Source organism: Stenotrophomonas sp. WZN-1 (assembly GCF_002192255.1).
Classification (GTDB): domain Bacteria; phylum Pseudomonadota; class Gammaproteobacteria; order Xanthomonadales; family Xanthomonadaceae; genus Stenotrophomonas.
Genome location: NZ_CP021768.1, coordinates 951,118 through 973,488 on the forward strand (window position 1 = coordinate 951,118; position 22,371 = coordinate 973,488).

A 22,371-nucleotide genomic window follows, 5' to 3' on the forward strand; every position below is an offset into this window, starting at 1 on the left:
GCGCCGCCGAGGGAGCGGGGCGCCATGATCGACGTGGTGCTGCTGATCGTGATCGCCGCCTCGACCCTGCTCGGGATGCTGCGTGGCTTCGTTGGAATCGTCATCGGCACGCTGTCGTGGCTGCTGGCTGCGTGGGCGGCCTTCGCCTTCGGCAACGATGCGGCACGCTGGTGGGCGGCCCCGGCCGCGCCCGGCGGCGAGCACTTCGTCGGCGGCTACCTGGGCGTCGGCATTGGCGTGATGATCGTGGTCGCGGTGATCGGCATGGTCATCAAGGCGATGATCCACCGCAGCATGCTGACCAGCCTGGACCGGTTGCTGGGCGGCGTGCTGGGAGCCGTGCGTGGCGGCCTGATCGCGGCGATCCTGGTGCTGCTGGCCGGCTTCACACCGCTGACCGCCGAACCCTCCTGGAAGCGCTCGGCGGTCCGCCCGGTGCTGAACCCGGCCGTGGCCTGGATGAACGGGAAGCTGCCGCACTGGCAGGTGCCCGGCGCCGATCTGCTGCCCAAGACCTTGCCGACCGACATGCTGTCCCCATCTGCATTGATGGAGCTGGGAAAGAACGCAGGCGCCGATTTGGGAAAGCCGGGCATGGCAGGCGATAATGGCATCCTCAACCAGGTAGTGGCGGGCGGCGGATGGCTGCGGCCCGCGAAAGCGGAACAGGGCGACGCATACGATCCGGCCGAAGTGCGCCCGGACGCCCCAGCACTGCCGGACAGTATCGAGCCGGGCGATCCGGCCAATGTCGACCGCAGGCGCGGCGACCACCGCGGCCAGGTACGGCCACCTTTCTTGTAACTGGGCACAGCCCAGCGGAGACCTCGCACCATGTGTGGCATCGTCGGAATCGTCGGCAACCAGAACGTCGCCGGGCAGTTGTATGACGGCTTGACCGTTCTCCAGCATCGCGGCCAGGATGCGGCGGGCATCGCCACGGCCAATGGCAGCCGCCTGCGGGTGCAGAAGGCCACCGGCCTGGTCCGCGATGTGTTCGATGCACGCACCATGTCCACCCTGGAAGGCAGTGTCGGCATCGCCCATGTGCGCTACCCGACCGCCGGCTCGGAAGGCATGGACGAGGCGCAGCCGTTCTACGTGAACTCGCCGTACGGCATCGCGCTGGCCCACAACGGCAACCTGATCAACACCGAGGCGCTGCGCCAGCAGGTGTTCGAACAGGACCGCCGCAACGTCAACACCGATTCGGACAGCGAAGTGCTGCTGAACGTGTTCGCCTACGAACTGGAGCAGCAGCGCCAGCTCAGTCCGGAAGCCGCGATCCGCGCGGTGGCCGGCGTTCACCGCCGTTGCAAGGGCGGCTATGCAGTGGTCAGCGTGGTACTGGGCCTGGGCCTGGTAGCCTTCCGCGACCCGCATGGCATTCGTCCGCTGGTACTGGGCAAGCGCAGCCATGCCGAGGGCGACGAGTACATCGTGGCCTCCGAGTCGGCCGCGCTGGACGTACTGGGCTTCCAGCGCGTGCGCGATGTGCAGCCGGGTGAAGCACTGGTGATCACCGCGCGCGGCGAGCTGTTCTCGGAAATCTGCGCCGAGCCGGCCGAGCACACCCCGTGCATCTTCGAGTACGTGTACTTCGCGCGTCCGGATTCGATGATCGACAACGTCTCGGTGCACAAGGCGCGCATGCGCATGGGCATCAAGCTGGGCGAGAAGATCCTGCGCCTGCGCCCGGACCACGATATCGACACCATCATCCCGATCCCGGATACCTCGCGCGATGCCGCGCTGGAGATCTCCAACGTGCTCGGGGTGAAGTACCGCGAAGGCTTCATCAAGAACCGCTACATCGGCCGCACCTTCATCATGCCGGGCCAGGGCGAACGCGTGAAGTCGGTGCGCCGCAAGCTCAACCCGATCCACCTGGAATTCCGCAACCGCGTGGTGCTGCTGGTGGACGATTCGATCGTGCGTGGCACCACCAGCCAGCAGATCGTGCAGATGGCCCGTGATGCGGGTGCGCGCAAGGTCTACCTGGCCAGCGCGGCGCCGCCGGTGCGTTACCCGAACATCTACGGCATCGACATGCCGGCGGCCGAAGAACTGGTCGCGCACAACCGCACCGTGGAAGAGATCGAGGCCCACCTGGGCTGCGACTGGCTGATCTACCAGGACCTGGAAGACATGGAAGCGGCGGTGAGCGAGGGCAACCCGGCGCTGCGCAACTTCGATTCGTCCTGCTTCAACGGCCACTACCCGACGGGTATCGAGCCGGGCTACTTCGAGCGCATCCAGCAGCTGCGTTCGGACGACGCCAAGCACAAGCGCCGCGCCTGAGGTCCAGGCGTGGTCGATGTACCCGACGTTGGTGGCGACCTGCTGCGCGCAGCGCAGCAGTGCCTGGCCGAAGCCGACCCGCTGCGCAAGGTCACGCTGACCCAGGCGTATGCGGCCGCGTTCCGTGCCGGTCGCCTGAAGGTGGCCGCCGATGCGCCGCCGCCGGAACCGATCCGCATGCCCGGCCGGCCGGCGCGGCTGGTGCTGGTGCATCCGCGCGAAGTGCCGCGGCGCGGACTGGGCGGCGTGGAAGGACGTGCCGCCTTCATCCACGCCATCGCCCACATCGAACTCAACGCGATCGACCTGGCCTGGGATGCGGTGTACCGCTTCCGCGGCCTGCCGCCGGCGTTCCATGCCGACTGGGTCAGTTGTGCCGACGACGAATCGCGGCACTTCATGCTGCTGCGCGAGCGCCTGCTGGTGCACGGCCACGACTACGCTGATTTCCCCGCGCACAATGGCCTGTGGGAAATGTGCGAAAAGACCGCGCATGATGGCCTGGCACGCATGGCGCTGGTGCCGCGCGTACTGGAGGCGCGCGGCCTGGACGTGACACCGGGCATGATCGAGAAGCTGCGCAATGTCGGCGATGGCGAAACCGCTGACGTACTGGAAGTGATCCTGCGCGAGGAAGTGGCGCACGTCGCCGCCGGTTCGCGCTGGTACCGCTGGTACTGCGATCGCGCCGGCGTCGAGCCGCGCGCGCGCTTCAAGGCGCTGCTGGTGGAGTACGCCGGCGGCTACCTGCATGGGCCATTCAACATCGAAGCGCGCCTGCTGGCCGGCTTCGATGCCGACGAGCTCGCCAACCTGGTCGAACAGGCCGGCTGACAGAAGAGGGGACGGAGGGGATCAAGTCGTTTATGCATAAACGACTTGATCCCCTCCGTCCCCTTTTTTCATGCGTTCGGCAACACCACGCGCTTGCCATCCACGGTGGGCCGGTTGATGTAGAACAGGCCGGGACCGGGCCGGTAGGGCAGCTCGCTGACGCCGGCGTCGGCGGCGTAGGTCAGCGCAGTGTCGCCCAGTGCATCGAAATTCCAGTGCGCCGACTGCATCAGGTAGCGTCGGCGCAGCAATGCCTCCTGGGTCTGGGTCAGCGCCTGCCCGGCCACCAGCCGCCGTGCGATCGGCTGCAGGGTGGCGGGCAGCTCCCAGCCGGGAACTCCGGCGGCGTTGGCGCGCCATTGCACGCCGGCATCGAGTGCGTGCTGCTGCATCACCTGCAGCGCGATCAACTGGTAGCGCCAATCGATGCGCCGGCGCAGCACCACGGCGGCGGTGACGTACAGCACCGGCGACAGCAGCACGCTGCGGCTTCCGGCACGGCGCTGCTGCTGCCACTGGTGCCAGACATCCACCCAGACTTCCTTTTCGTCCACGCCCAGCTGCTGCCGCCAGCGTTCGGCATCGGCCTGCGTTTCAGCGTAGGCGGTGGTGGCCTGCAGCATCGCCAGCGGGGGAATCTGGTAGTCGGCAACGGCGGGGCGGCGCAGCTGCTGCCGGCGTGGGCGGCTGAGCAGCTTGGGGCCTTCCTCCAGCTGGTTGTAGCCGCCGCCGATGTTGGCATGCACGCCGGGCAGGGCGATCTCGGTGAACGGCGGTGCCACCGTGGTCAGCGGATAGTGCTGGCGATGTTCGTCGCGCGCGGTCAACTGCACCACGCGCGCAGCGATGCCGCTGCGCAGGGCAAGCTGCGGTTGTTCGTCGGCGCGGCCACCGCTGACCGCAACCACGGTATCGAACAGGCCGATGAAACGCAGCACCGGCAGGGCAGGGGCGAAGTCCGCCGCGCAGGCCAGGCCGGCGCCCTTCAGCAGCTGGCGCCAGCGCGCGCTGTCCCAGGCCTGCAGCTGGTTTGCGATATCACGTGCCGCAGCAGCACCGCGCGAATAGCCGAACAGATCCACCTGCACGCTATGCAGCGGTCGTTGCCAGCGCGCGGACAGCCCGGCCAGTGCCGCCGGCAGCAGCACCTGCAGCGCTCGCTGCACTTTCGCGCGAACGCCACTGGCACCGATGCCGAAGGCCAGTCCGATCAGATCGTCATCGGCATCATCGCGGGTGCCCACGCCTTCAACATAGATCGACAGCGAAGGCGTGGCCATCGCATCGCGGCGGCTGTCCGGGTACAGCTGCTGAAGGCGGGAGATATTGGTCGGGCCGTTGTCGTAGCTGCTGGTCAGCCGGCTCTGGTAAGTCGAATCGTCATCCGCTCGCAGCTGCGCCGGACGCGGCTGTGGCAGCTGTGGTCGACCACGCGCCAGGTTGTGTGCGTTGTTGCGGGTGCCATCGAAGAACAGGCCGATCCGCAGCAAGCCGACATCTTCGTCCGTGTCCTGCGATGGTGCCATGTGCATTCCCCGTCGTGGCTGCGTCACGGTAGCGCGAAAGCGGTGTATTGGCGAAGTGTAGTGACGCTTTTGACCTGACTGATCGCAGATGCGGTCGATCACAAATCCCGTCTTTCATTTCACTCGCCTATTGAATTCACACGACCCGCGCAGGCCATATGGCCAAACCCGGCAAACCGGGTCGTGCTGCATCAACGCTGTTCACATCATTCAAGGAGCGACGCAATGTTGTCCAGATCGATTGGCAAAGCGGCAGGTGGCCTGGTGTTGGGTTTGTCGGTGGCAGCGGCCGCGCATGCGGCACCGTTGTTCGAGCCGGTGACGGTCATCAGCCGCGCATCGGCAAGCAGTGAGCCCGCACTCGGCAAGCTGCTGGCCACCCCGTCCACGGCGACGGTACAGGAAGTGCGTGTCGATGCAGCCGCCACTGCACAGCCGCAGCTGGAATTCGAACTGCTCGGCCAGCGCGTGCAGGCGGTACGCAGCAAGGTCGAGGCGCTGCCCGATGGCGGCAGCATCTGGTACGGCCAGTTCCGTTCGCCCTCGGACAAGCTGACTGCGGCCACCTCCAACGGCCAGGACGACCCGGGCAATTCGCTGATCCTGGTGCGCTCGGGCAACACCATCACCGGCTCGATCCGCAAGGATGGAAAGCTGTACCGCCTGCGCCCGCTGGGCAACCGCCACGTGCTGGTGGAAGTGGATGAATCGCGGATGCCGGCCGATCATCCGGCCGACTACAACCAGCTGCCGAAGATCCCGATGGGCGACAACGATCGCCTCGGTATCGCGCAGGCTTCGTCCGGCACGCCGGCCATCATCCGCGTGCTGGTGGTGGCGACCAATGCCGCCGTCACCGCCTATGGTGGCAACATGCAGTCGCTGGTGCAGCTGGCGGTGGCCGAGTCCAACCAGGGCTATGTCAACAGCAACGTCGGCATCACCATGGAACTGGCCCGCTACGAGACCACCAGCTACACCGAATCGGGCAGCTTCGATACTGACCTGGCGCGCTTCCGTGGTACCAGCGACGGCTACATGGACAGCATCCACACCAGCCGGAACACCTACGCGGCCGACGTGGGCGTGCTGCTGATCAACAACACCGCCTACTGTGGCTTGGCCTCGGGGATCGGCTCGACCGCGTCGACGGCGTTCGCGGCGGTGTACTGGGATTGCGCGACCGGCTACTACTCGTTCGCGCACGAGATCGGCCATCTGCAGAGTGCGCGGCATGACATCGCCACCGACTCGAGCACCTCGCCGTATGCCTATGGCCACGGCTACCGCTACGAGCCGGCCACCGGCACCGGCTGGCGCACGATCATGGCCTACAACTGCACCCGCAGCTGCCCGCGCTTGAACTACTGGTCCAATCCGAACATCAGCTACAACGGCATCCCGATGGGCAATGCCAGCACCGCCGACAACCAGCGCGTGCTGGTCAACACCAAGGCCACCATCGCGGCCTTCCGCTGAGTCCAAGCGCCGACCAAGGTCGGCGTCTACCCGGGCGGATGCACCTGCTCTGGTAGATGCCAACCTTGGTTGGCACCTTGCGATCCGTTATTCGCGCGCCAGGGTATCCAGCGTCCAGCCGCTGGCATCCACGCGCAGCACTGAACCCTGTTCGTACCAGTCACCCAGCACGATGCGGGTGCGCTCGCGACCACCGGCCTGCAGCGTGTGGATCGCCGGTCGGTGCGTATGACCATGGATCATGGTGTCCACGCCATGGCGCACGAAGGTGGCATCGACTTCGGCAGGGGCCACGTCGGTCACCGACTCGAACTGCGCACGATCGTCCTGCTTCATCTCGGACTGGCGCGCCTGGCTGGCTTCGCGCGCCTTCTGCGCGAAGGCGATGCGTGCAGCCAGCGGCTGCGACAGGAACTGCGCCTGGAACACCGGGTCACGCGTCTGTGCACGGAACTGCTGGTAGGGAATGTCATCGGTGCACAGCAGGTCACCGTGCTGCAGCAGCACCGGGCGGCCGTACAGTTCGATCATGCACGGGTCGGGCAGGATGCGCAGGCCGGCACGGCGCGCGTAGTCCTCACCGAGCAGGAAGTCGCGGTTGCCGCGGATGAAGTACACCGGCACGCCGCTGTCGGACAGCACCTTCAACGCATCGGCCACCGCATCGGCGGCAGGCGAGGGCGTGTCGTCGCCGATCCAGGCCTCGAACAGGTCGCCGAGGATGTACAGCGCATCGGCGCCGGGCGCCTGCTCGCGCAGGAAGCGCAGGAACAGGTCGGTGATCTCCGGACGGCTGGGGTCCAGATGCAGGTCGGAAATGAACAGCGTGGTCATGCCCGCATTCTAGGCCATCAACGATGACGGTAGCGCCGGGCCATGCCTGGCGGCGGTCATCACACCGGCAACGGCAGCCAGGCCAGGCTGGCCGACGCCAGCAGCACCGCGATGCCCGTCGCGGCCAATACGTCGCTGGGGTAGTGCAGGCCCAGGACCACCCGCGACAGCGCGACGCCGGCGGTGAACGGCACCAGCAGCGGCGCCAGCCAAGGGTAGTAGGCCAGTGCGACGATGGTGAACGACACCGCATGCAGGGTGTGCCCGGAGGGGAAGCTGAATTCGTCCAGAGGTGCCACCCAGGCGCGGATGCGCAGGTCGGCCGCATAGGGCCGCGGGCGCCGGGTCCAGCGCTTGAGGCCCTTGTAGAGCAGCAGCGCGGCCAGGCCGGTGGCGGCCATGTGCACCGAGGCGCGCAGGCCATCGAAGCCGTCCAGCACCACCAGCGCGCCCATCAGCACATACCAGAACACGCCATCGCCGAGCCGGCTGATGGCCGAGAACAGGCGGCGCACGCGACGGCGCCGGCAGTAGTGGTTGGCCCGTCGGCACAGGCGTGCTTCGCGATCGGCCAGCAGCTCAAGCCGCGTGGTGCGCATGGCTGCTCCTCCGCGACTGCGCCAGCTCGGCCAGCAGGGCATCGAACTCGGCCACCACCTGTTGTGGATGCAGGCGCTTCATCGCGCGCGCGGCGTTGCCGCCCAGTTCGCGGCGTTTCGCGTCATCGGCAGCCAGCTGCACGGCGGCCTCGATGAACTGCTCGTCGCTGTCCACTGCCGCGCCGTTCTCGCCATTGCGCAGGTACTCGCGCGCGGCGCCGTAATCGAAGGCCACGGTGGCGACACCGCTGGCCATGCTTTCCAGAGTCACGTTGCCGAAGGTCTCGCTGCGGCTGGGGAACAGGAACAGATCGCCGCTGGCGAAGTGCCGGGCCAGGGCATCGCCGCGCTGGATGCCGCAGAAGATGAAGTCGGGATTTTCATGTGCCAGCTTCTCGCGGGCCGGGCCATCGCCCACCCACACGAAGCGTGCCTTGGGCCGGTTCTGCTGCAGCCGGCGGAATGCCTTCACTGCCAGGCCGAGATTCTTTTCGGCGGCAATGCGGCCGACATAGATCGCCACCAGGCCATTGCCATCCACGCCCCATTCCTCGCGCAGCGCGGGATCGCGCCGGCCCGGATCGAACTGCTGGCTGTCCACGGCGCGGGCCAGCAGGCTCACGCGCTCGAAGCCCTGGTCGCCGAGGAACTGCTGCAGTTCACGGGTCGGCACCAGGGTGGCGTCCGCCTGGTTGTGGAAACGGCGCATCCAGCGCATGGCGGCGGCCTGCAGCCAGGCCACGCCATAGTCGGGCAGGTATTCGTCGAAGCGGGTGTGGAAGCCGCTGGCGACCGGGATGCCGAGGCGGCGCGCGGTGCGCAGAGCAGACCAGCCGAGCGGACCTTCGGTGGCGATGTAGACCGCATCCGGGCGCTGCTTCTGCCAGTGGCGGCCCAGCCGGATCGGCGCCGGCAGGCCGAAGCGCAGGCCGGGGTATCGGGGCAGGGCGGCGCCGGGAACCAGCAAGGTGTCGGGCGCCGAATCCAGCGCTTCGCTGGACTGGCGGGGACGGACCAGGTCGATCTCGTGCCCGGCTGCACGCAGACCTTGTTCCAGCCCCTGCACGGTGAGGGCGACGCCGTTCACTTCCGGCGGATAGGTCTCGGTGACGATGGCATAGCGCATGGCGGGCCTCCGGGTTTCCGGCATGCTCGGGCCTGGCGATGTAGCCGACATGACCGCTTTGCGACCGTCAGATGACGGCGGCACCAGCCACCGTATGGAGGCTGGCACCCACAAAAAAACCACGGCCCCGAAGGGCCGTGGTCATCGTGCTTCACGTCACAGCGCGATGGATCAGAAGCGCTGCTGGTACTTCATGTAGACGAAGCGGCCGATGTCGTAGCCACCGTAGTACGAGAAGGCCGAGTTCGGCTTGCTGTACATGATCGGGCCGGTCTTTTCGAACACGTTGTTGGCACCGACCGACACGGTGGCATCCCACGGCAGCGAGTAACGCACCTGCACGTCGTGGAAGGTGACCGAACCGCGCTCGTTGTAGTTGCGGGCGCCCTTGTACCACGGGGCATACACGCCCGGATCCGAGCATTCGTCCGGGTACAGTGCGATGTTCGAGCAGGTTTCCTTCACGCCCGAATAGTAACGCGCGGTCCAGCTCGCGCCGAAGTTGCCCCGTTCGTAGCCCAGCACCAGATTGGAACGGACGCGGAAGGCGCTGCCGATGCCGTTGGTGACGATCGGGACGATCGAGTTGTCGTTGGAGGTGCGGTAGGTTGCACTGGACACGTAGGTGGTGGCTGAGTTCACGTTGAACTTGCCGAACCGGGTGTCCAGACGGTAGCTCACATCCAGGTCGTAGCCCTCGGTTTCCATGAAGCCCGCATTGCGGTTGCCGAACTTCAGGTTGGTCACGATGCCGGTCACCGGATCGCGCTGGAAGCGCGAGCAGCGGGCATCGATGCCCGACTCGTAGCAGTCCTGCAGGATCTGGGTCGGCGTGTCGGCGATGATCGTGTTGTCGATGCGGATCTTCCACCAGTCCAGCGAGGCGTTGAAGCCCTGGATGAAGCTCGGGCTCCAGACCAGGCCCAGGGTTTTGCTGGTCGAGGTTTCCGGCGTCAGCAGCGGGTTGGACCCGGAGGTGAACGGCACCGGGGTCGCGTCCGTCGACGTGTTCACCGGGGTGCCGCCCTGGCGCAGCTGGCGGAAGGTATTCGCATTGGCGATGTCGCGTGCGCAACGTGCACGGACCTCCGCGCTGGAGGCCGAGGAACCGAAACGGGTGTCGCACGGATCGCTGAACTGCGCGAAGGTTTCCGAACCACCACCGAACAGGTCGCTGATGGTCGGTGCACGGAAGCCCTCGGCCCAGGTGCCACGCACCATCAGAGAGTCGATCGGCTTCCACTTGAAGCCGAACTTGCTGTTGAGCGTGTTGCCGAAGGTGTTGTAGTCCGAGAAGCGGGTTGCGCCATTGAAGGTCAGTTCCTTCGCGCCTGGCAGGTCGGCCAGCACGGGAACGTTCACTTCCAGGTAGGCTTCGTTGACGGTGTAGTCACCGCCGGTCGGGCCTGCGGCCAGGTTGGTGGTCGCGCCGGTCTGGGCCAGGGCATCCGGGGTGTACTTGCCTTCTTCCTTGCGGCTTTCCACGCCGAACGCGAAGCCGAGGTCGCCGGCCGGCAGGGTCACGATGCTGCCGGCGATATTGGCAAAGAAGTTCTTGGAGGTGGTGCGGCCCTTGGTGATCTCTTCCGGGAACAGCCACGCCTGCAGTTCTTCGTTGCCGTACAGGCCATCGGCAGCCGTCGTGCCGTACGGCACCAGCGGGTTCCACGGCTTGCACACGTCATAGGAGATCGGTGCAGCGGCGGTGCCGCACTGCACCTTGCCGGTGGCGGCGTTGTAGAACGACGGGCCGACGCCGCCGGCGACGCGGCTCTTGTGCAGGTTGCCGGTCGCCACCGATTCCAGTTCATTGCGGTTGTACTGGTAGCCCACTTCCCAGTCGAAGTAGCGGCTGCCGACCTCGAACGAGCCGTCGAACGACGCCACCGCGCGGTAGGTCTTCAGCTCGCTGGTGGTCACGCGCGGCACCTCCCAGGTGCGGCGGTTCCATGCCACGGCGGTCGGGGTGGCGTACCCGTGCTGGCGGCCGAACGGATTGAAGTAGCTGTTGATCGACATCGAGCCGACACCGGCGGTGCTCGACTGCAGCGGATAGCCCGCGATCTGGCGGGTGGACTCACGCTGGTTGTAGCCCAGTTCGGTGCGGAAGTTGACGTTGTCGGTGATCTTGAAGCGGCCGTCGAAATAGACCGAGTCACGCTTGACCGGATACATCACGTGCATCTGGTCGTTGGCGTTGCTCACGTCACCGGTGAAAGGCGTGCTATCGGTGAGGTGGTAATTGGCCGGATTGGTCGGATCCGCGCCGCGGTTGAGGGAATAGCCGCAACCCGCAGTGGCGGTACAGCCCGGGCCGCGCAGACCCGTGAACTGGCCGTACTGGCTGATCGTGGTCCAGTTGCTGCTGTCGTACGGATGACGATCGGTCATGCCGTACTTGCTGAAGCCACGATCACGCGCCCACACGCCCTTCTCTTCGGCGTGTTCAGCCGACAGGGTCAGCGACAGGCGATCGTTGCTCCAACCGGCGACCACGTCGAAGCGGTCACGCGCGCCGTCGCCCTGGCTGTACTGGCCGTGGTAGACGTTGGCGGTCACACCGGTGACATTGGAGCGGGTGATGATGTTCACCACGCCGGCCATGGCGTCGGAGCCATAGATCGCAGAGGCACCGTCCTTCAGCACCTCGATGCGTTCCACGGCGGACACCGGCAGGGTGGAGATGTCCTGGTAGCCGGACGTGCTGATGCCCAGGCGCTTGCCGTTGACCAGCACCAGCGTGCGCTGGGTGCCCAGGTTGCGCATGTCGATGTAGGTGCCACCCGCGTTTTCACCCGCGGTCAGCGCATTTGCGCGGCTGATGGTCGGGCTGCCCATCGCGGTGACGTTCTGCAGGATGTCGGCAACCGAGCTGAAGCCCTGCTTTTCGATGTCGTTGCGGCTGATCGCGAACACCGGCTGGGCGGTTTCCACGTCCACCTGGCGGATGCGCGAGCCGGTGATCTCGATGCGGTCGAGGTTGGTGGGAGTGGCGCTGCTGCCGTCCTGGGCAAACGCGGGCAGGGCGGCCAGCGCTGCGGTGGTAGCCAGGGCGTAGCGGATGGCCTGCCCCAGTGCGGTGGTGCGTGAAGTCATGGCGAGCTCTCTCTCTCAGGTCGTGCACAAGACGCCAAAGTGGGCGTCGAAGGAGCCAGCAGGGTCGATGACCGAGCCGGTGACCCGATAGTAGTCTCGTTAGTTAATGCTCTGTAAAGGGTTCGTATCCATTTATGTCACAGCGCACCGCTCCCCTTCACGAAACGTGAACAAAAGCAGGCGCTTACGTGATGGTCGCGGCTCCCCATACCTCGCCGTTGTGTTGCGAAGCAGCACAAAAAACCGCCAGACTGCGCAAAGTTGGGGTGCGAAGTGCGTCACCCCTGCTGCCCTGTGGACAACAGGGGACAGCGTATTCAGGCCACGAACGGACGGAACTGGATGCCCAGCCCGGCGATCCCGTCGGTCTCGCCGATCAGGTCGGCGCGCAGCAGCGGACGGGCATCGATGAAGGCCTGCGGGACGATCAGCGACAGCCGGTTGTCGTCGGCGGTCAGTTCCAGCGCGGGCAGAGGGTCGTCCTCATGCGCGCGGTTGAGCAGCACCGCCAGGCGCAGCAGGGCCGCCAGCCGGCGTGCTGTCAGCAGCAGGCGTTCGGGCAGGGCGTCGAAAGCGGTCTTGGTCACGCTGCGGCGGTGGCTGCGTACCAGTGCCGCCAGCATCTGCTGCTCCTGCCGCGAGAAGCCGGCGATATCCGAGTGTTCCAGCACATAGCTGCCATGCACGTGGTAGCCGCTGTGCGCGATCATCAGGCCCAGCTCATGCAGGCGCGCGGCCCAGCCGAGCATGCGCGCATCGTCGGCATCGAGCCTCCAGCGTTCCTGCACCTGCTCCAGCAGTGACAGGGCGGTGTCCTGCACGCGGTCGGCCTGCACCGTATCGATGCCATAGCGCTGGCTGAGCGCAGCCACGGATTCATCACGCAGGTCGTTCTCGCCGGCGCGGCCGACGATGTCATACAGGATGCCTTCGCGCATCGCTGCCTTGCTGACCAGCAGCTTCTGCAGGCCCAGCGCCTGGAACGCCGCCTCCAGCACCAGGATGCCGCCGGCGATGATCGGGCGGCGGTCGCTGGACAGGCCCGGCAACTGGATGTCGTCGATCTTCTTGGCCTTCAGCAGTTCATCGCGCAGCTGCGGCAGGGCCTCGGCGGTGATCGCGCCCTTGCTCAGCTTCATCGTCGCGCAGATTTCGCTGATCGCCTTGTGCGTGCCCGAGGAGCCCAGCGCTTCCTGCCAGCCCAGCGCGCGGTACTTGCTGGCGAAGGGCTGGAACTCGCGGCCGATCTCGGCCAGTGCGTCCTTCCAGCGCTTCTTGCTCAGCTTGCCGCCGGGGAAAAAGCGCCGGGTGCTGGCGATGCAACCGGCCTGCAGGCTTTCGCGCTCCAGGGTCTGCATGCCCATGCCGATGATGAATTCAGTGGAGCCACCACCGATGTCGATCACCAGCCGGCGCTGGCCGGGCTTGGGAGGTTGCGCGTGGGCCACGCCCAGGTAGATCAGGCGGGCTTCTTCACGGCCGCTGACCACTTCGATGGCATGCCCCAGTGCGGTTTCAGCCGGGACCAGGAACGACTGCGGCGAGCGCAGCTGGCGCACGGTGTTGGTGGCCAGTGCGCGCACCCGGTGCGGCGGCACATTGCGGATGCGCTGGCCGAAGCGCGCCAGGCATTCCAGTGCGCGCTGGCGGGCTGCGGCGGAGAGTCCACCCTTGCCATCCAGCCCGTCGGCCATGCGCACGGTCTCGCGCAGGCGGTCGATCACCCGCAGCTGGCCGAGCGTATAGCGCGCGATGACCATGTGGAAACTGTTGGAGCCAAGGTCGATGGCGGCCAGCAGGTCGCCATCCTGCAATGCGGGCGGAGTCGTGGTGGTATGCGGCATGGACGAATGTTAGCCGAAGGGGCGGTGCGCTCGTCACCGCGCGGCCTTCACATTTTGGAAGAGGGGAGTGCGGCAGGGCTGCGCTCTGCACCTGCCGAATCAATGGCAACGGCAAAAGCAAAAGCGGGCTATCCGTGGGATGGCGGGGTGGGTCCGGTTGCGGGGGACGCCGTGAACCCATCCTTGGGGGCTTGGCCGCGGCATCCATGCCCCGGACACCCCCGCAACCGGACCCACCCCGCCTTCGACAGTTCCCTGCGATCTGCCGGGACGGCGTGCTGTGCGGCTGTTGGTGGGTGTCGACCTTGGTCGACACGGTAGATCCACGCCATGCGTGGATGAGTCCAAACGCGCCGACCTTGCTCGACACGTACCGGATCAGAGGCCCTGCATCAATGCCATCTGTGCCGAATGCGGTGCCTCGTCGTGCGCCGGCGCACGCTTGTGGTAAACGCCGTCGGCGTCCAGTTCCCAGGCGTTGAGGTTGTCGTCCAGGTAGTTCTGCAGGACCTCGCGGTACACCCGCTTGGCCAGTTCCGGGTCGAGGATCGGGAAGCAGGTCTCGACCCGGCGCAGCAGGTTGCGTTCCAGCCAGTCTGCACTGGCGCAGTACATTTCCGGTGCGCCGTCGTTGCCGAACCAGTAGACGCGGCTGTGTTCCAGGAAGCGGCCGACGATCGAGCGCACGCGGATGTTGTCCGACACGCCCGGAACGCCCGGACGCAGGGTGCAGGCGCCACGGATGATCAGGTCGATCTGCACGCCGGCCTGCGAGGCGGCGTACAGCGCGCGCACCACCTGCGGTTCGTTCAGTGCGTTCATCTTGGCGATGATCCGCGCCGGGCGGCCGGCGGCGGCGATGCGCGTCTCGCGCTCGATGCGGCCGAGGATGCCGGTGTGCAGGGTGAAGGGCGACTGCAGCAGGCGCTTGAGCTTCATCTTCGAGGCCAGCCCGGACAGCTGCTGGAACAGCAGGTGCACGTCGTTGCCGATGTCCGCATCGGCGGTGATCAGGCTGATGTCGGTGTACGCGCGGGCGGTGCCGCTGTGATAGTTGCCGGTGCCCAGGTGCACGTAGCGGCGCAGCTTGCGTCCCTCGCGGCGCACGATCAGCAGCATCTTGGCGTGGGTCTTGTAGCCGACCACGCCGTACACCACCTGCACGCCAGCCTCCTGCAGGCGATCGGCCAGGCCGAGGTTGGCCTCTTCGTCGAAGCGCGCGCGCAGTTCGACCACCACAGTCACGTCCTTGCCGTTGCGCGCGGCCTGGATCAGCGCGTCGACGATCAGCGAATCCTTGCCGGTGCGGTACAGGGTCTGCTTGATCGCCAGAACGTTGGGGTCGATCGCCGCCTGCCGGATCAGCTCCAGCACCGCGGTGAAGGCATCGAACGGATGGTGCAGCAGCAGGTCCTGGCGCGCCGTGGTCTCGAAGATGCCGTCGCTGTCGCGCAGCGTGCGCGGGGTCATCGGCGGGTACTTCAGGTCCGGCTGCGCGATCAGGTCGTACAGCTGGATGATGCGGTTGAGGTTGACCGGGCCGTCGATGCGATACACCGCGTTCTCGGTCAGGCCGAAATTCTGCAGCAGGGTGCGCACGATCTCGCGCGGCATGTCGTGGGCGATCTCCAGACGCACCGCCGGCCGGTAGCCGCGGTCGACCAGCTCGTCGCGCAGTGCCAGCGCCAGGTTCTCCACTTCCTCCTCGTCCACCACCAGCTCGGAGTTGCGGGTGACGCGGAACTGGTAGGCGCCCTGGACTTCCATGCCCGGGAACAGCTCATCGACGAAGGTCGACAGCACCGAGGACAGGAACACGAAGTTCTGCGGCCCGCCGAGCTTCTCCGGCAGCTGGATGATGCGCGGCAGCGAGCGCGGCGCGCGCACGATGGCCAGGTGGCCGGCGCGGCCGAACGCGTCGGTGCCCTTCAGCACCACCACGATGTTCAGCGACTTGTTGAGGATCTTCGGGAACGGATGTACCGGGTCCAGGCCCAGCGGCGACAGCACCGGCATGATCTCGTTGCGGAAGTACGCGCGCAGCCAGCGCTTCTGGCGGTCGGTCCAGGAATGGCGGCCGAGCACGCCGATGCCGGCGTCCATCAGCGCCGGGCGCAGCGTCTCGTTCCAGCAGCGGTACTGCTGGTCCACCAGTTCGGCGGCGCGGTCATGGATGGCATTGAGGATTGCCTGCGGGCTCATGCCGTCTGGTGCCGGCGGCAGGCCGAATTCCTGTGCGTGGCGCACGGCCGCAGCACGGATCTCGAAGAACTCGTCGAGGTTGGTGCAGGAGATGCACATGAAGCGCAGGCGCTCCAGCAGCGGCACCTGCGGGTCCATCGCCTGCGCCAGCACGCGGAAGTTGAAATCCAGCTGCGACAGCTCGCGGTTGATGTACAGCGCCGGGTCGCGCAACGGATCGTTGTCCGGGCTCACGGGGAGGGGGAGGGATCCGAGGCTGCTCATGGCGTCATTCTTCGATGGAGGTCAGGGGGGCGGACTCGCGCGGGCGCACGTGGTCGGCATCGAAATGGCAGGAGAACACCGAGCCCTTGCCGACTTCGCTTTCAATCTCCAGCCGTGCGTGGTGCAGGCCGAGGATGTGCTTGACGATGGACAGGCCCAGCCCGGTGCCGCCGCTCTCGCGTGAGCGGCTGCTGGACACACGGTAGAAACGTTCGGTCAGGCGCGGCAGGTGCGTGGCCGGGATGCCATAGCCGGAATCGCGCACCGCCAGCACCGCGCCGTCGCCTTCGCGGCGGAACTCCACCGCGATGCGGCCGCCGGCCGGGGTATAGCGCACCGCGTTGGTGACCAGGTTGGAGAAGGCGCTGTGCAGTTCCTTGGTCGAACCCTGCAGGTCGACACCGGCGAGGTCGTCGATGCTGATCTGGTGGCGGCCCTGGCTGTGCGCCTCGGCCTCGCGGCGCAGCGTCGCCAGCATCGGCTGCATGGCCACGGTCTCTTCCTCGCTGTGTTCCTGCGATTCGAGGCGCGACAGCGTCAGCAGGTCTTCCACCAGCTGGGCCATGCGCTGGCTCTGCTTGCGCATTTCTTCCAGCATCGGTCCGGTTCCCGGGAAATCCTCCGGGTCCATCATGTCCAGGTAGCCGTGGACCACGGTGAGCGGTGTGCGCAGTTCGTGTGAAACGTTGGCCACGAAGTCGCGGCGCACCTGTTCCAGGCGCAGCAGTTTGCTGACGTCGCGGGCGATCAGCAGCCAGTAATCCGACGAATAGGGAATCAGGCGCAGGTTCAGGCGGATCGCCGGATCGACCGGCGAGGGCACGTCCAGGATCGGTTCGGCGTTGCGGCCCCCGGCCAGCCAGTGGGCCAGCGGCATCGGCTGCAGGCGTTCGACCAGGGCTTCGCCGAGATCGCCGGGATGGTGCAGGCCGAGCAGGGCGGTGGCCGCTTCGTTGAACCACTGCACGCGCTGGCTGTTGCGGTCCAGCACCACCACCGCATCGGGCAGCGCGGCTGCCGCGGCGCGGTAGCTGCGCAGCATGTCCAGCAGGCGGCGCTTGCGCACGCGCATTTCCACCTGGTTGCGGTACAGCAGGCGGTCCAGTTCGTTCCAGACGCCGGTGCCTTCCTCGGCGGTGTCCCAGCGCTGGCGTGCGGTCAGGCGGCGCAGCACGCTGCGCAGGCGCCAGTAATGCCAGGCCAGAGTGGCCAGCGCGCCCAGCGCGATGCACAACCACAGATGGCCCGTGAACCACCCCACCAGTCCGGAGAACAGCAGTACCGCGGCAACGGTGGCCAGGGTCTTCAACCAGGCAGAGCGGATGTGGCGGGGCATTGCGGTCTCGTCGTTGAGGTGCGGCGGTTCACTGGGGTGAACCGAGGGTTATAGCAGAGTTGCCGGCACCGGCACCCGCAGGTGCGCGGTGCCGGCACGACGAGACTCAGGTGGCAGTGGAGAAGCGGTAGCCGGCGCCGCGCACGGTCTGCACCATGTTCTCGGCGTTGAACGGTTCCAGCGTCTTGCGCAGGCGGCGGATATGCACGTCGATGGTGCGCTCCTCCACGTACACGCTGCCGCCCCACACATGGTCCAGCAGCTGCGCGCGGGTATACACGCGCTCCGGGTGGGTCATGAAGAAGTGCAGCAGGCGGTATTCGGTCGGGCCGATCGGCACCGGCTGGTCGTTGGCGAACACGCGGTGGGCGGCGCCGTCGATGCGGATCGGGCCGACCGCCACGCTGCCGTCCTCGTCATCCTCGCGGGCACGGCGCATGACCGCACGGATGCGGGCCAGCAGTTCGCGCGCCGAGAACGGCTTGACCACGTAGTCGTCGACGCCGGCTTCAAGGCCACCGACGCGGTCGTTCTCTTCGCCACGGGCGGTCAGCATGATGATCGGCACTTCGCGGGTCAGCGTTTCCTTGCGCCAGCGGCGGGCAAGGTCCAGGCCGCTGGTGCCGGGAAGCATCCAGTCCAGCAGGATCAGGTCCGGAACGCGGTCGGCGATCGCGGTCTGGGCCTCCCGGGCATCGCCGGCGTGGACCGGTTCGTAATCGCCCTTGCGAAGGGCGAAGGCGACCATTTCACGGATCGCGGGCTCGTCATCGACGATCAGGATGCGTTTCTGCACGAGGACACCGTAGGGCTCGGTTACTGGAGTGGTGCCAGTAGACTACGGTTTGATGACATGTTTGTGACTACCTGGCCGGAACCGGCCTGGATTGCCATCGGCCGGTCATGCAGTGCTCAGCGGCGGTCCAGGTCCGGGTCCTGCACGCCCTGGCGGCGCAGTTCCAGCACGGTCGGGGTGATCGATTCGATGCGGGCGTCGACCCGCGCGCGGCCGATGTAATCCAGCGCCGGGTTGCGCTTGAGCGCCTGCAGCTGCATCAGCGCCTGTTCCGGCCGCCCGCTGAGGAAGGCCGCCTCGGCATAGGCCTCGCTGGCACGCACGCTGTCGCCGGCAAGCTCGCTGGCGCGGGCAAAGCGCTGCTGGAAGACCGGATCGTTACCGCTTTGCGACAACAGGGGGCGCAGCATCGCCTGCGCACGCTGGCCGGCCTCGCGGTTGCCCTGTTCGTTCAGGATCTCGGCATAGGTCAGTGCCACCGGGCGGCTGTTGGGGTGTTCGCGCAGCAACTGCTCGAAGCGGCTGTTGGCCTGGGCGGTCTGGCCTGCCCGTGACTCCGCTTCGCCCAGGCCCAGCGCCAGCCACAGGTTGCCGGGATGGGTCTGAAGCAGGCCGGCCAGGGTCTGCCGGGCCTGGCCCGCGCCGGCGCGGCCACCGCGCATGACGGCCAGCGCCTGGCCATAGCGCTGCGCGTCGTTGAGACCGTCCTTCTGCCGCTTGGCCAGATCGGCATACTCGCGTTCCAATTCGGGGGTGGAATCCGCGCTGAGCACACGCAGGCGCTCACGCGCCCAGTCGAAGTCGCCGCTGGCACCACGGTTGAGCTGGCCGATCGGCAGGCGCAGCACACTGCTGGGCAGCAGCGGGTTGTTGCCGCGCAGCAGCGGCTCGCCCAGGCTGGGATCGGCCGGGTCCACCCGCTCCTTGCGCTCTCCGGTGGGGGTGCTGGTGGTCAGCAGCACCGTATCCTTCTTCATCTGCTCGGCGCGGGCCTTGGCCTCGCTGATGCGGGTGATGTTGACCGGGTGGGTGCGCAGGAATTCGGGCACGCTGTAGCCCCCTTCGTTGCCGCGCATGGCCGCCGACATCCGTTCGAAGAAGCCGGCCATGGCATCCACGTCGTAGCCGCTACGCGACAGGGTGCGGATGCCGAGGCGGTCGGCCTCGGACTCGTTGGACCGGGTGTAGTTGATCTGCCGTTGCTGCATCAGGCCCATGCCCGAGCTGATCGCGGCCATCGTCGCGTTGCCGGACGACGTGCTGTTGCTGGCCTGGGCGGCCACCACTGCCGCCAGCATGCCCAGCAGGATCGGGATCTGGTCGCGCTGGGCGCGTTCGACACCGCGCAGCACATGCTGCTGGGTGACGTGGGCGATTTCGTGGGACAGCACCGCAGCGACCTCGTCCTCGCGCTCGGCGGTCAGCACCAGGCCGGCATTGACCCCGATGTAGCCGCCCAGCGTGGCGAAGGCGTTGATCTGGCGGTCGTTCATCACGAAGAAGGTGTATGGCTGCCGCGGCTGGTCACTGTTGGAGCCGAGCCGGGTGCCCATGGTCTGCAGCCAGTCGTTGACCAGCGGATCCTCCAGCAGGTAGCCGTAGTTGCGCAGCTCGCGCAGCATCATCGCGCCGTACTCGGCCTGGCGGGCCGGGGTCAGCAGCTCGCCGGCCGAGGAGCCGATGTCGGGCAGCTTCTCCTGGGCCTGGGCCAGCGGCATGGCCAGGGCCAGGGTGACGGCGGTAGTCAGCAGCAGGGCTCGCAAGCAGAAGGTCCTCGGGCGGGGCGCGCCAAGCGTGGCAGGGCAGGGGGCAACCATTCGTTAATCCACAGTGTTGCGGCCGTGGCGTGGAAATTCCAGCGCACCGGTACCATATGTAGACCGTCGATCCATCGTGGAGTTTCCCGTGACAGCCCAGACCGCCGGCGGTGCCCCCGCCATTACCATCTATTCCACCGCCGTCTGCCCGTACTGCGTGGCCGCCAAGAACTTCCTGAAGAGCAAGGGCCAGCAGTGGACCGAGGTCCGCATCGACCTGGACCCGGCCGAGCGCGAGAAGATGATGGCGCTGACCCGCCGCACCAGCGTGCCGCAGATCTTTGTCGGCGACGTCCACGTCGGCGGCTACGACGACATGATGGCCCTGCACCGTGAAGGCAAGCTCGAGCCGCTGCTGGCCGGGCAGGGCCAGGCATGAGCGCGGCCGACGACGGCAGCAAGGACCGCATCGCCGAGTTCACCGAGTTCCGCAAGCGCATGAACGAGCGCATCCTGGGTGAGCCGAACCAGGTGGTGCGCCGCTTCTTCGCGCTGGACACGCAGACCTACCAGGCCGGCGCGCTGGACGTGAAGACCAAGGAACTGCTGGGCCTGGTGGCCTCGATGGTGCTGCGCTGCGACGACTGCATCAGCTACCACGTCGCCCAGTGCAAGGACGCCGGCGTGACCCGCGAGGAGTTCTTCGAGACCTTCTCGGTCGGCCTGGTGGTGGGCGGTTCCATCGTGATCCCGCACCTGCGCCGCGCGGTCGACTTCCTCGACCAGCTCGAAGGCGGGGCCGCCGCCCCGGAAGCGCACGCGCACTGAAGGGCAGTGCCGGCCGCTGGCCGACATCTCCTGAACCCGACGTGGCCGAGGTTGCCGGCCAGCGGCCGGCACTACCGAACGTGCGAGAGGCTTTCCCCTCAATCCAACAGCCCAGGAGCCCCTTCTTGTTGAAGGGGCGCGCCGACAGGCGGGGGTAGAGGAAGAATGCGCGGGCAATTCTGCCTTACCCGGCTCGGACTAATTGCCTATTTGGGGTCTCCGAGCCGGGTAAGGCATAATTGCCGATGAAACTTCCTTTGCGCCGGCGTTTCCGGGCACGTCCGGACGGCGTTTTTCCCCCTGTTCGGAACATCGATCAATGACGCAGAAAATTACGGTCATCCGCGGCGACGGCATTGGCCCGGAAATCATGGACGCCACCCTGTTCGTGCTCGACCAGCTCAAGACTGGCCTGGAGTACGAAGACGCCGACGCCGGCCTGGTGGCCCTGGAAAAGCACGGCGACCTGATGCCGGCGGTGACCCTGGAATCGATCGCGCGCAACAAGGTCGCGCTGAAGAGCCCGCTGACCACCCCGGTCGGTGGTGGCTTCACCTCGATCAACGTCAGCCTGCGCCGCCACTTCGACCTGTACGCCAACGTGCGTCCGGCCCACACCTTCCCGAACACCAAGTCGCGTTTCGACAATGTCGACCTGATCACCGTTCGTGAGAACACCGAGGGTGCCTACCTGGCCGAAGGCCAGGAAGTGTCGGCCGACGGCGAGACCGCCTTCTCCGGCACCCGCATCACCCGCAAGGGCTCCGAGCGCATCGTGCGCTACGCCTTCGAGCTGGCCAAGAGCACCGGCCGCAAGAAGGTCACCGCCGTGCACAAGGCCAACATCATCAAGTCGACCTCGGGCCTGTTCCTGAATGTCGCCCGTGAAGTCGCCGCGCAGTACCCGGAAATCGAGTTCCAGGAAATGATCGTCGACAACTGCTGCATGCAGCTGGTGATGCGTCCGGAACAGTTCGACGTGATCGTCACCACCAACCTGTTCGGCGACATCATCTCCGACCTGTGCGCCGGTCTGGTCGGCGGCCTGGGCCTGGCCCCGGGTGCCAACATCGGCAAGGACGCGGCGATCTTCGAAGCCGTGCACGGCACCGCGCCGGACATCGCCGGCCAGGGCAAGGCCAATCCGTGCGCGCTGCTGCTGGCAGCCGCGCAGATGCTGGACCATGTCGGCCAGCCGGAAAACGCCGAGCGCCTGCGCAAGGCCATCGTGGCGACCATGGAAGCCAAGGATTCGCTGACCGGGGACCTGGGCGGCACCGGTACCACCATGAGCTTTGCCCAGGCCATCGCCAGCCGCCTGTAAGCGGCCGGCCGACCTCGGTTGGATCCACAGCGGGGCGCCTTCGGGCGCCTCGTTGCGTTACGGGCTGGCTCGGCAGATCCACGCCATGCGTGGATGACGGGGCCCCTATGGTCCGCAGCCACCCATGGGGTGGCTCTACTGGGGATTGTCTGTGCGTATATCGCACAGATCATGTGCCGCTGGGCGGCTGGTTCGTGCGCCACGCGCTCCGCATCCTGTACCGAC

17 protein-coding genes are annotated in these 22,371 nt (G+C 66.8%); 7 read left to right on the plus strand and 10 right to left on the minus strand.

Features of this window, described 5'->3' with window-relative positions:
* The first annotated feature begins 24 nt into the window (after positions 1 to 24).
* The 3 genes from CCR98_RS04375 to CCR98_RS04385 are packed head-to-tail and all read left to right on the plus strand — an operon-like array spanning position 25 to position 3,135.
* A complete protein-coding gene (locus tag CCR98_RS04375; protein ID WP_087921658.1) occupies positions 25 to 804 on the plus strand; it encodes a CvpA family protein in 780 nt (259 codons plus the stop codon).
* Between the two features lie 30 nt (positions 805 to 834).
* Entirely contained in the window at positions 835 to 2,301 is a 1,467-nt protein-coding gene (purF, locus tag CCR98_RS04380; protein ID WP_005408246.1) for an amidophosphoribosyltransferase, read from the plus strand.
* 9 nt (positions 2,302 to 2,310) lie between these two features.
* Positions 2,311 to 3,135: a ferritin-like domain-containing protein gene (locus tag CCR98_RS04385; protein WP_087921659.1), complete on the plus strand. Its 825-nt coding sequence runs from the start codon at positions 2,311 to 2,313 to the stop codon at positions 3,133 to 3,135.
* A gap of 68 nt (positions 3,136 to 3,203) precedes the next feature.
* Here CCR98_RS04385 and CCR98_RS04390 read toward each other — a convergent pair whose 3' ends face one another.
* Positions 3,204 to 4,661, minus strand: coding sequence for a DUF2235 domain-containing protein (locus CCR98_RS04390; RefSeq protein ID WP_087921660.1), 1,458 nt, complete (start codon positions 4,659 to 4,661; stop codon positions 3,204 to 3,206).
* Positions 4,662 to 4,886: 225 nt separating this feature from the next.
* Between CCR98_RS04390 and CCR98_RS04395 the strand changes: the two genes are divergently transcribed.
* A complete protein-coding gene (locus CCR98_RS04395) occupies positions 4,887 to 6,140 on the plus strand; it encodes a zinc-dependent metalloprotease (RefSeq protein ID WP_087921661.1) in 1,254 nt (417 codons plus the stop codon).
* A gap of 87 nt (positions 6,141 to 6,227) precedes the next feature.
* Here the strand turns inward: CCR98_RS04395 and lpxH are convergent, their stop codons facing one another.
* The 9 genes from lpxH to CCR98_RS04440 form a co-directional block, all read right to left on the minus strand.
* Positions 6,228 to 6,974, minus strand: a complete 747-nt coding sequence (gene lpxH, locus CCR98_RS04400; protein WP_046429117.1) for a UDP-2,3-diacylglucosamine diphosphatase — start codon at positions 6,972 to 6,974, stop codon at positions 6,228 to 6,230.
* Positions 6,975 to 7,033: 59 nt separating this feature from the next.
* Entirely contained in the window at positions 7,034 to 7,573 is a 540-nt protein-coding gene (locus CCR98_RS04405; protein ID WP_087921662.1) for a phosphatase PAP2 family protein, read from the minus strand.
* The gene (locus CCR98_RS04410; protein ID WP_087921663.1) at positions 7,554 to 8,699 is read right to left on the minus strand and encodes a glycosyltransferase family 1 protein; all 1,146 of its coding nucleotides are present in this window, start codon (positions 8,697 to 8,699) and stop codon (positions 7,554 to 7,556) included. Before CCR98_RS04410 ends, CCR98_RS04405 begins: the two co-directional genes overlap by 20 nt.
* 171 nt (positions 8,700 to 8,870) lie before the next feature.
* Entirely contained in the window at positions 8,871 to 11,795 is a 2,925-nt protein-coding gene (locus CCR98_RS04415; RefSeq protein WP_087921664.1) for a TonB-dependent receptor, read from the minus strand.
* A 317-nt stretch (positions 11,796 to 12,112) separates the two neighbouring features.
* Positions 12,113 to 13,639: an exopolyphosphatase gene (gene ppx, locus CCR98_RS04420; RefSeq protein ID WP_049446703.1), complete on the minus strand. Its 1,527-nt coding sequence runs from the start codon at positions 13,637 to 13,639 to the stop codon at positions 12,113 to 12,115.
* Between the two features lie 378 nt (positions 13,640 to 14,017).
* Positions 14,018 to 16,105 carry a polyphosphate kinase 1 gene (ppk1, locus tag CCR98_RS04425; RefSeq protein WP_087921665.1) on the minus strand — a complete coding sequence of 696 codons (2,088 nt, stop codon included), beginning with the start codon at positions 16,103 to 16,105 and terminating at the stop codon, positions 14,018 to 14,020.
* A 4-nt stretch (positions 16,106 to 16,109) separates the two neighbouring features.
* Positions 16,110 to 17,441 (minus strand): phosphate regulon sensor histidine kinase PhoR, encoded by a 1,332-nt coding sequence (phoR, locus tag CCR98_RS04430; RefSeq protein ID WP_087921666.1) that lies wholly within the window; start codon positions 17,439 to 17,441, stop codon positions 16,110 to 16,112.
* Positions 17,442 to 17,547: 106 nt separating this feature from the next.
* Positions 17,548 to 18,237, minus strand: coding sequence for a phosphate regulon transcriptional regulator PhoB (gene phoB, locus CCR98_RS04435; protein ID WP_005408258.1), 690 nt, complete (start codon positions 18,235 to 18,237; stop codon positions 17,548 to 17,550).
* A 116-nt stretch (positions 18,238 to 18,353) separates the two neighbouring features.
* Positions 18,354 to 20,054: a M48 family metalloprotease gene (locus CCR98_RS04440; protein WP_198361059.1), complete on the minus strand. Its 1,701-nt coding sequence runs from the start codon at positions 20,052 to 20,054 to the stop codon at positions 18,354 to 18,356.
* An 88-nt stretch (positions 20,055 to 20,142) separates the two neighbouring features.
* Between CCR98_RS04440 and grxC the strand changes: the two genes are divergently transcribed.
* From grxC to CCR98_RS04455, 3 genes are all read left to right on the plus strand, one after another.
* A complete protein-coding gene (gene grxC / locus CCR98_RS04445; protein ID WP_004154541.1) occupies positions 20,143 to 20,433 on the plus strand; it encodes a glutaredoxin 3 in 291 nt (96 codons plus the stop codon).
* Positions 20,430 to 20,822, plus strand: coding sequence for a carboxymuconolactone decarboxylase family protein (locus CCR98_RS04450; RefSeq protein ID WP_032129080.1), 393 nt, complete (start codon positions 20,430 to 20,432; stop codon positions 20,820 to 20,822). Before grxC ends, CCR98_RS04450 begins: the two co-directional genes overlap by 4 nt.
* Positions 20,823 to 21,141: 319 nt before the next feature.
* Positions 21,142 to 22,146 carry an isocitrate dehydrogenase gene (locus tag CCR98_RS04455; RefSeq protein ID WP_014036138.1) on the plus strand — a complete coding sequence of 335 codons (1,005 nt, stop codon included), beginning with the start codon at positions 21,142 to 21,144 and terminating at the stop codon, positions 22,144 to 22,146.
* Positions 22,147 to 22,371 lie beyond the last annotated feature (225 nt).

Coding starts and splice junctions, on each gene's coding strand:
- CCR98_RS04375 (WP_087921658.1), top strand. CDS start 25: ATGATCGACGTGGTGCTGCTGATCGTGATCGCCGCCTCGACCCTGCTC.
- purF (WP_005408246.1), top strand. CDS start 835: ATGTGTGGCATCGTCGGAATCGTCGGCAACCAGAACGTCGCCGGGCAG.
- CCR98_RS04390 (WP_087921660.1), bottom strand. CDS start 4,661: ATGGCACCATCGCAGGACACGGACGAAGATGTCGGCTTGCTGCGGATC.
- CCR98_RS04395 (WP_087921661.1), top strand. CDS start 4,887: ATGTTGTCCAGATCGATTGGCAAAGCGGCAGGTGGCCTGGTGTTGGGT.
- lpxH (WP_046429117.1), bottom strand. CDS start 6,974: ATGACCACGCTGTTCATTTCCGACCTGCATCTGGACCCCAGCCGTCCG.
- CCR98_RS04405 (WP_087921662.1), bottom strand. CDS start 7,573: ATGCGCACCACGCGGCTTGAGCTGCTGGCCGATCGCGAAGCACGCCTG.
- CCR98_RS04410 (WP_087921663.1), bottom strand. CDS start 8,699: ATGCGCTATGCCATCGTCACCGAGACCTATCCGCCGGAAGTGAACGGC.
- CCR98_RS04415 (WP_087921664.1), bottom strand. CDS start 11,795: ATGACTTCACGCACCACCGCACTGGGGCAGGCCATCCGCTACGCCCTG.
- ppx (WP_049446703.1), bottom strand. CDS start 13,639: ATGCCGCATACCACCACGACTCCGCCCGCATTGCAGGATGGCGACCTG.
- ppk1 (WP_087921665.1), bottom strand. CDS start 16,105: ATGAGCAGCCTCGGATCCCTCCCCCTCCCCGTGAGCCCGGACAACGAT.
- phoR (WP_087921666.1), bottom strand. CDS start 17,441: ATGCCCCGCCACATCCGCTCTGCCTGGTTGAAGACCCTGGCCACCGTT.
- CCR98_RS04440 (WP_198361059.1), bottom strand. CDS start 20,054: ATGGTTGCCCCCTGCCCTGCCACGCTTGGCGCGCCCCGCCCGAGGACC.
- CCR98_RS04450 (WP_032129080.1), top strand. CDS start 20,430: ATGAGCGCGGCCGACGACGGCAGCAAGGACCGCATCGCCGAGTTCACC.
- CCR98_RS04455 (WP_014036138.1), top strand. CDS start 21,142: ATGACGCAGAAAATTACGGTCATCCGCGGCGACGGCATTGGCCCGGAA.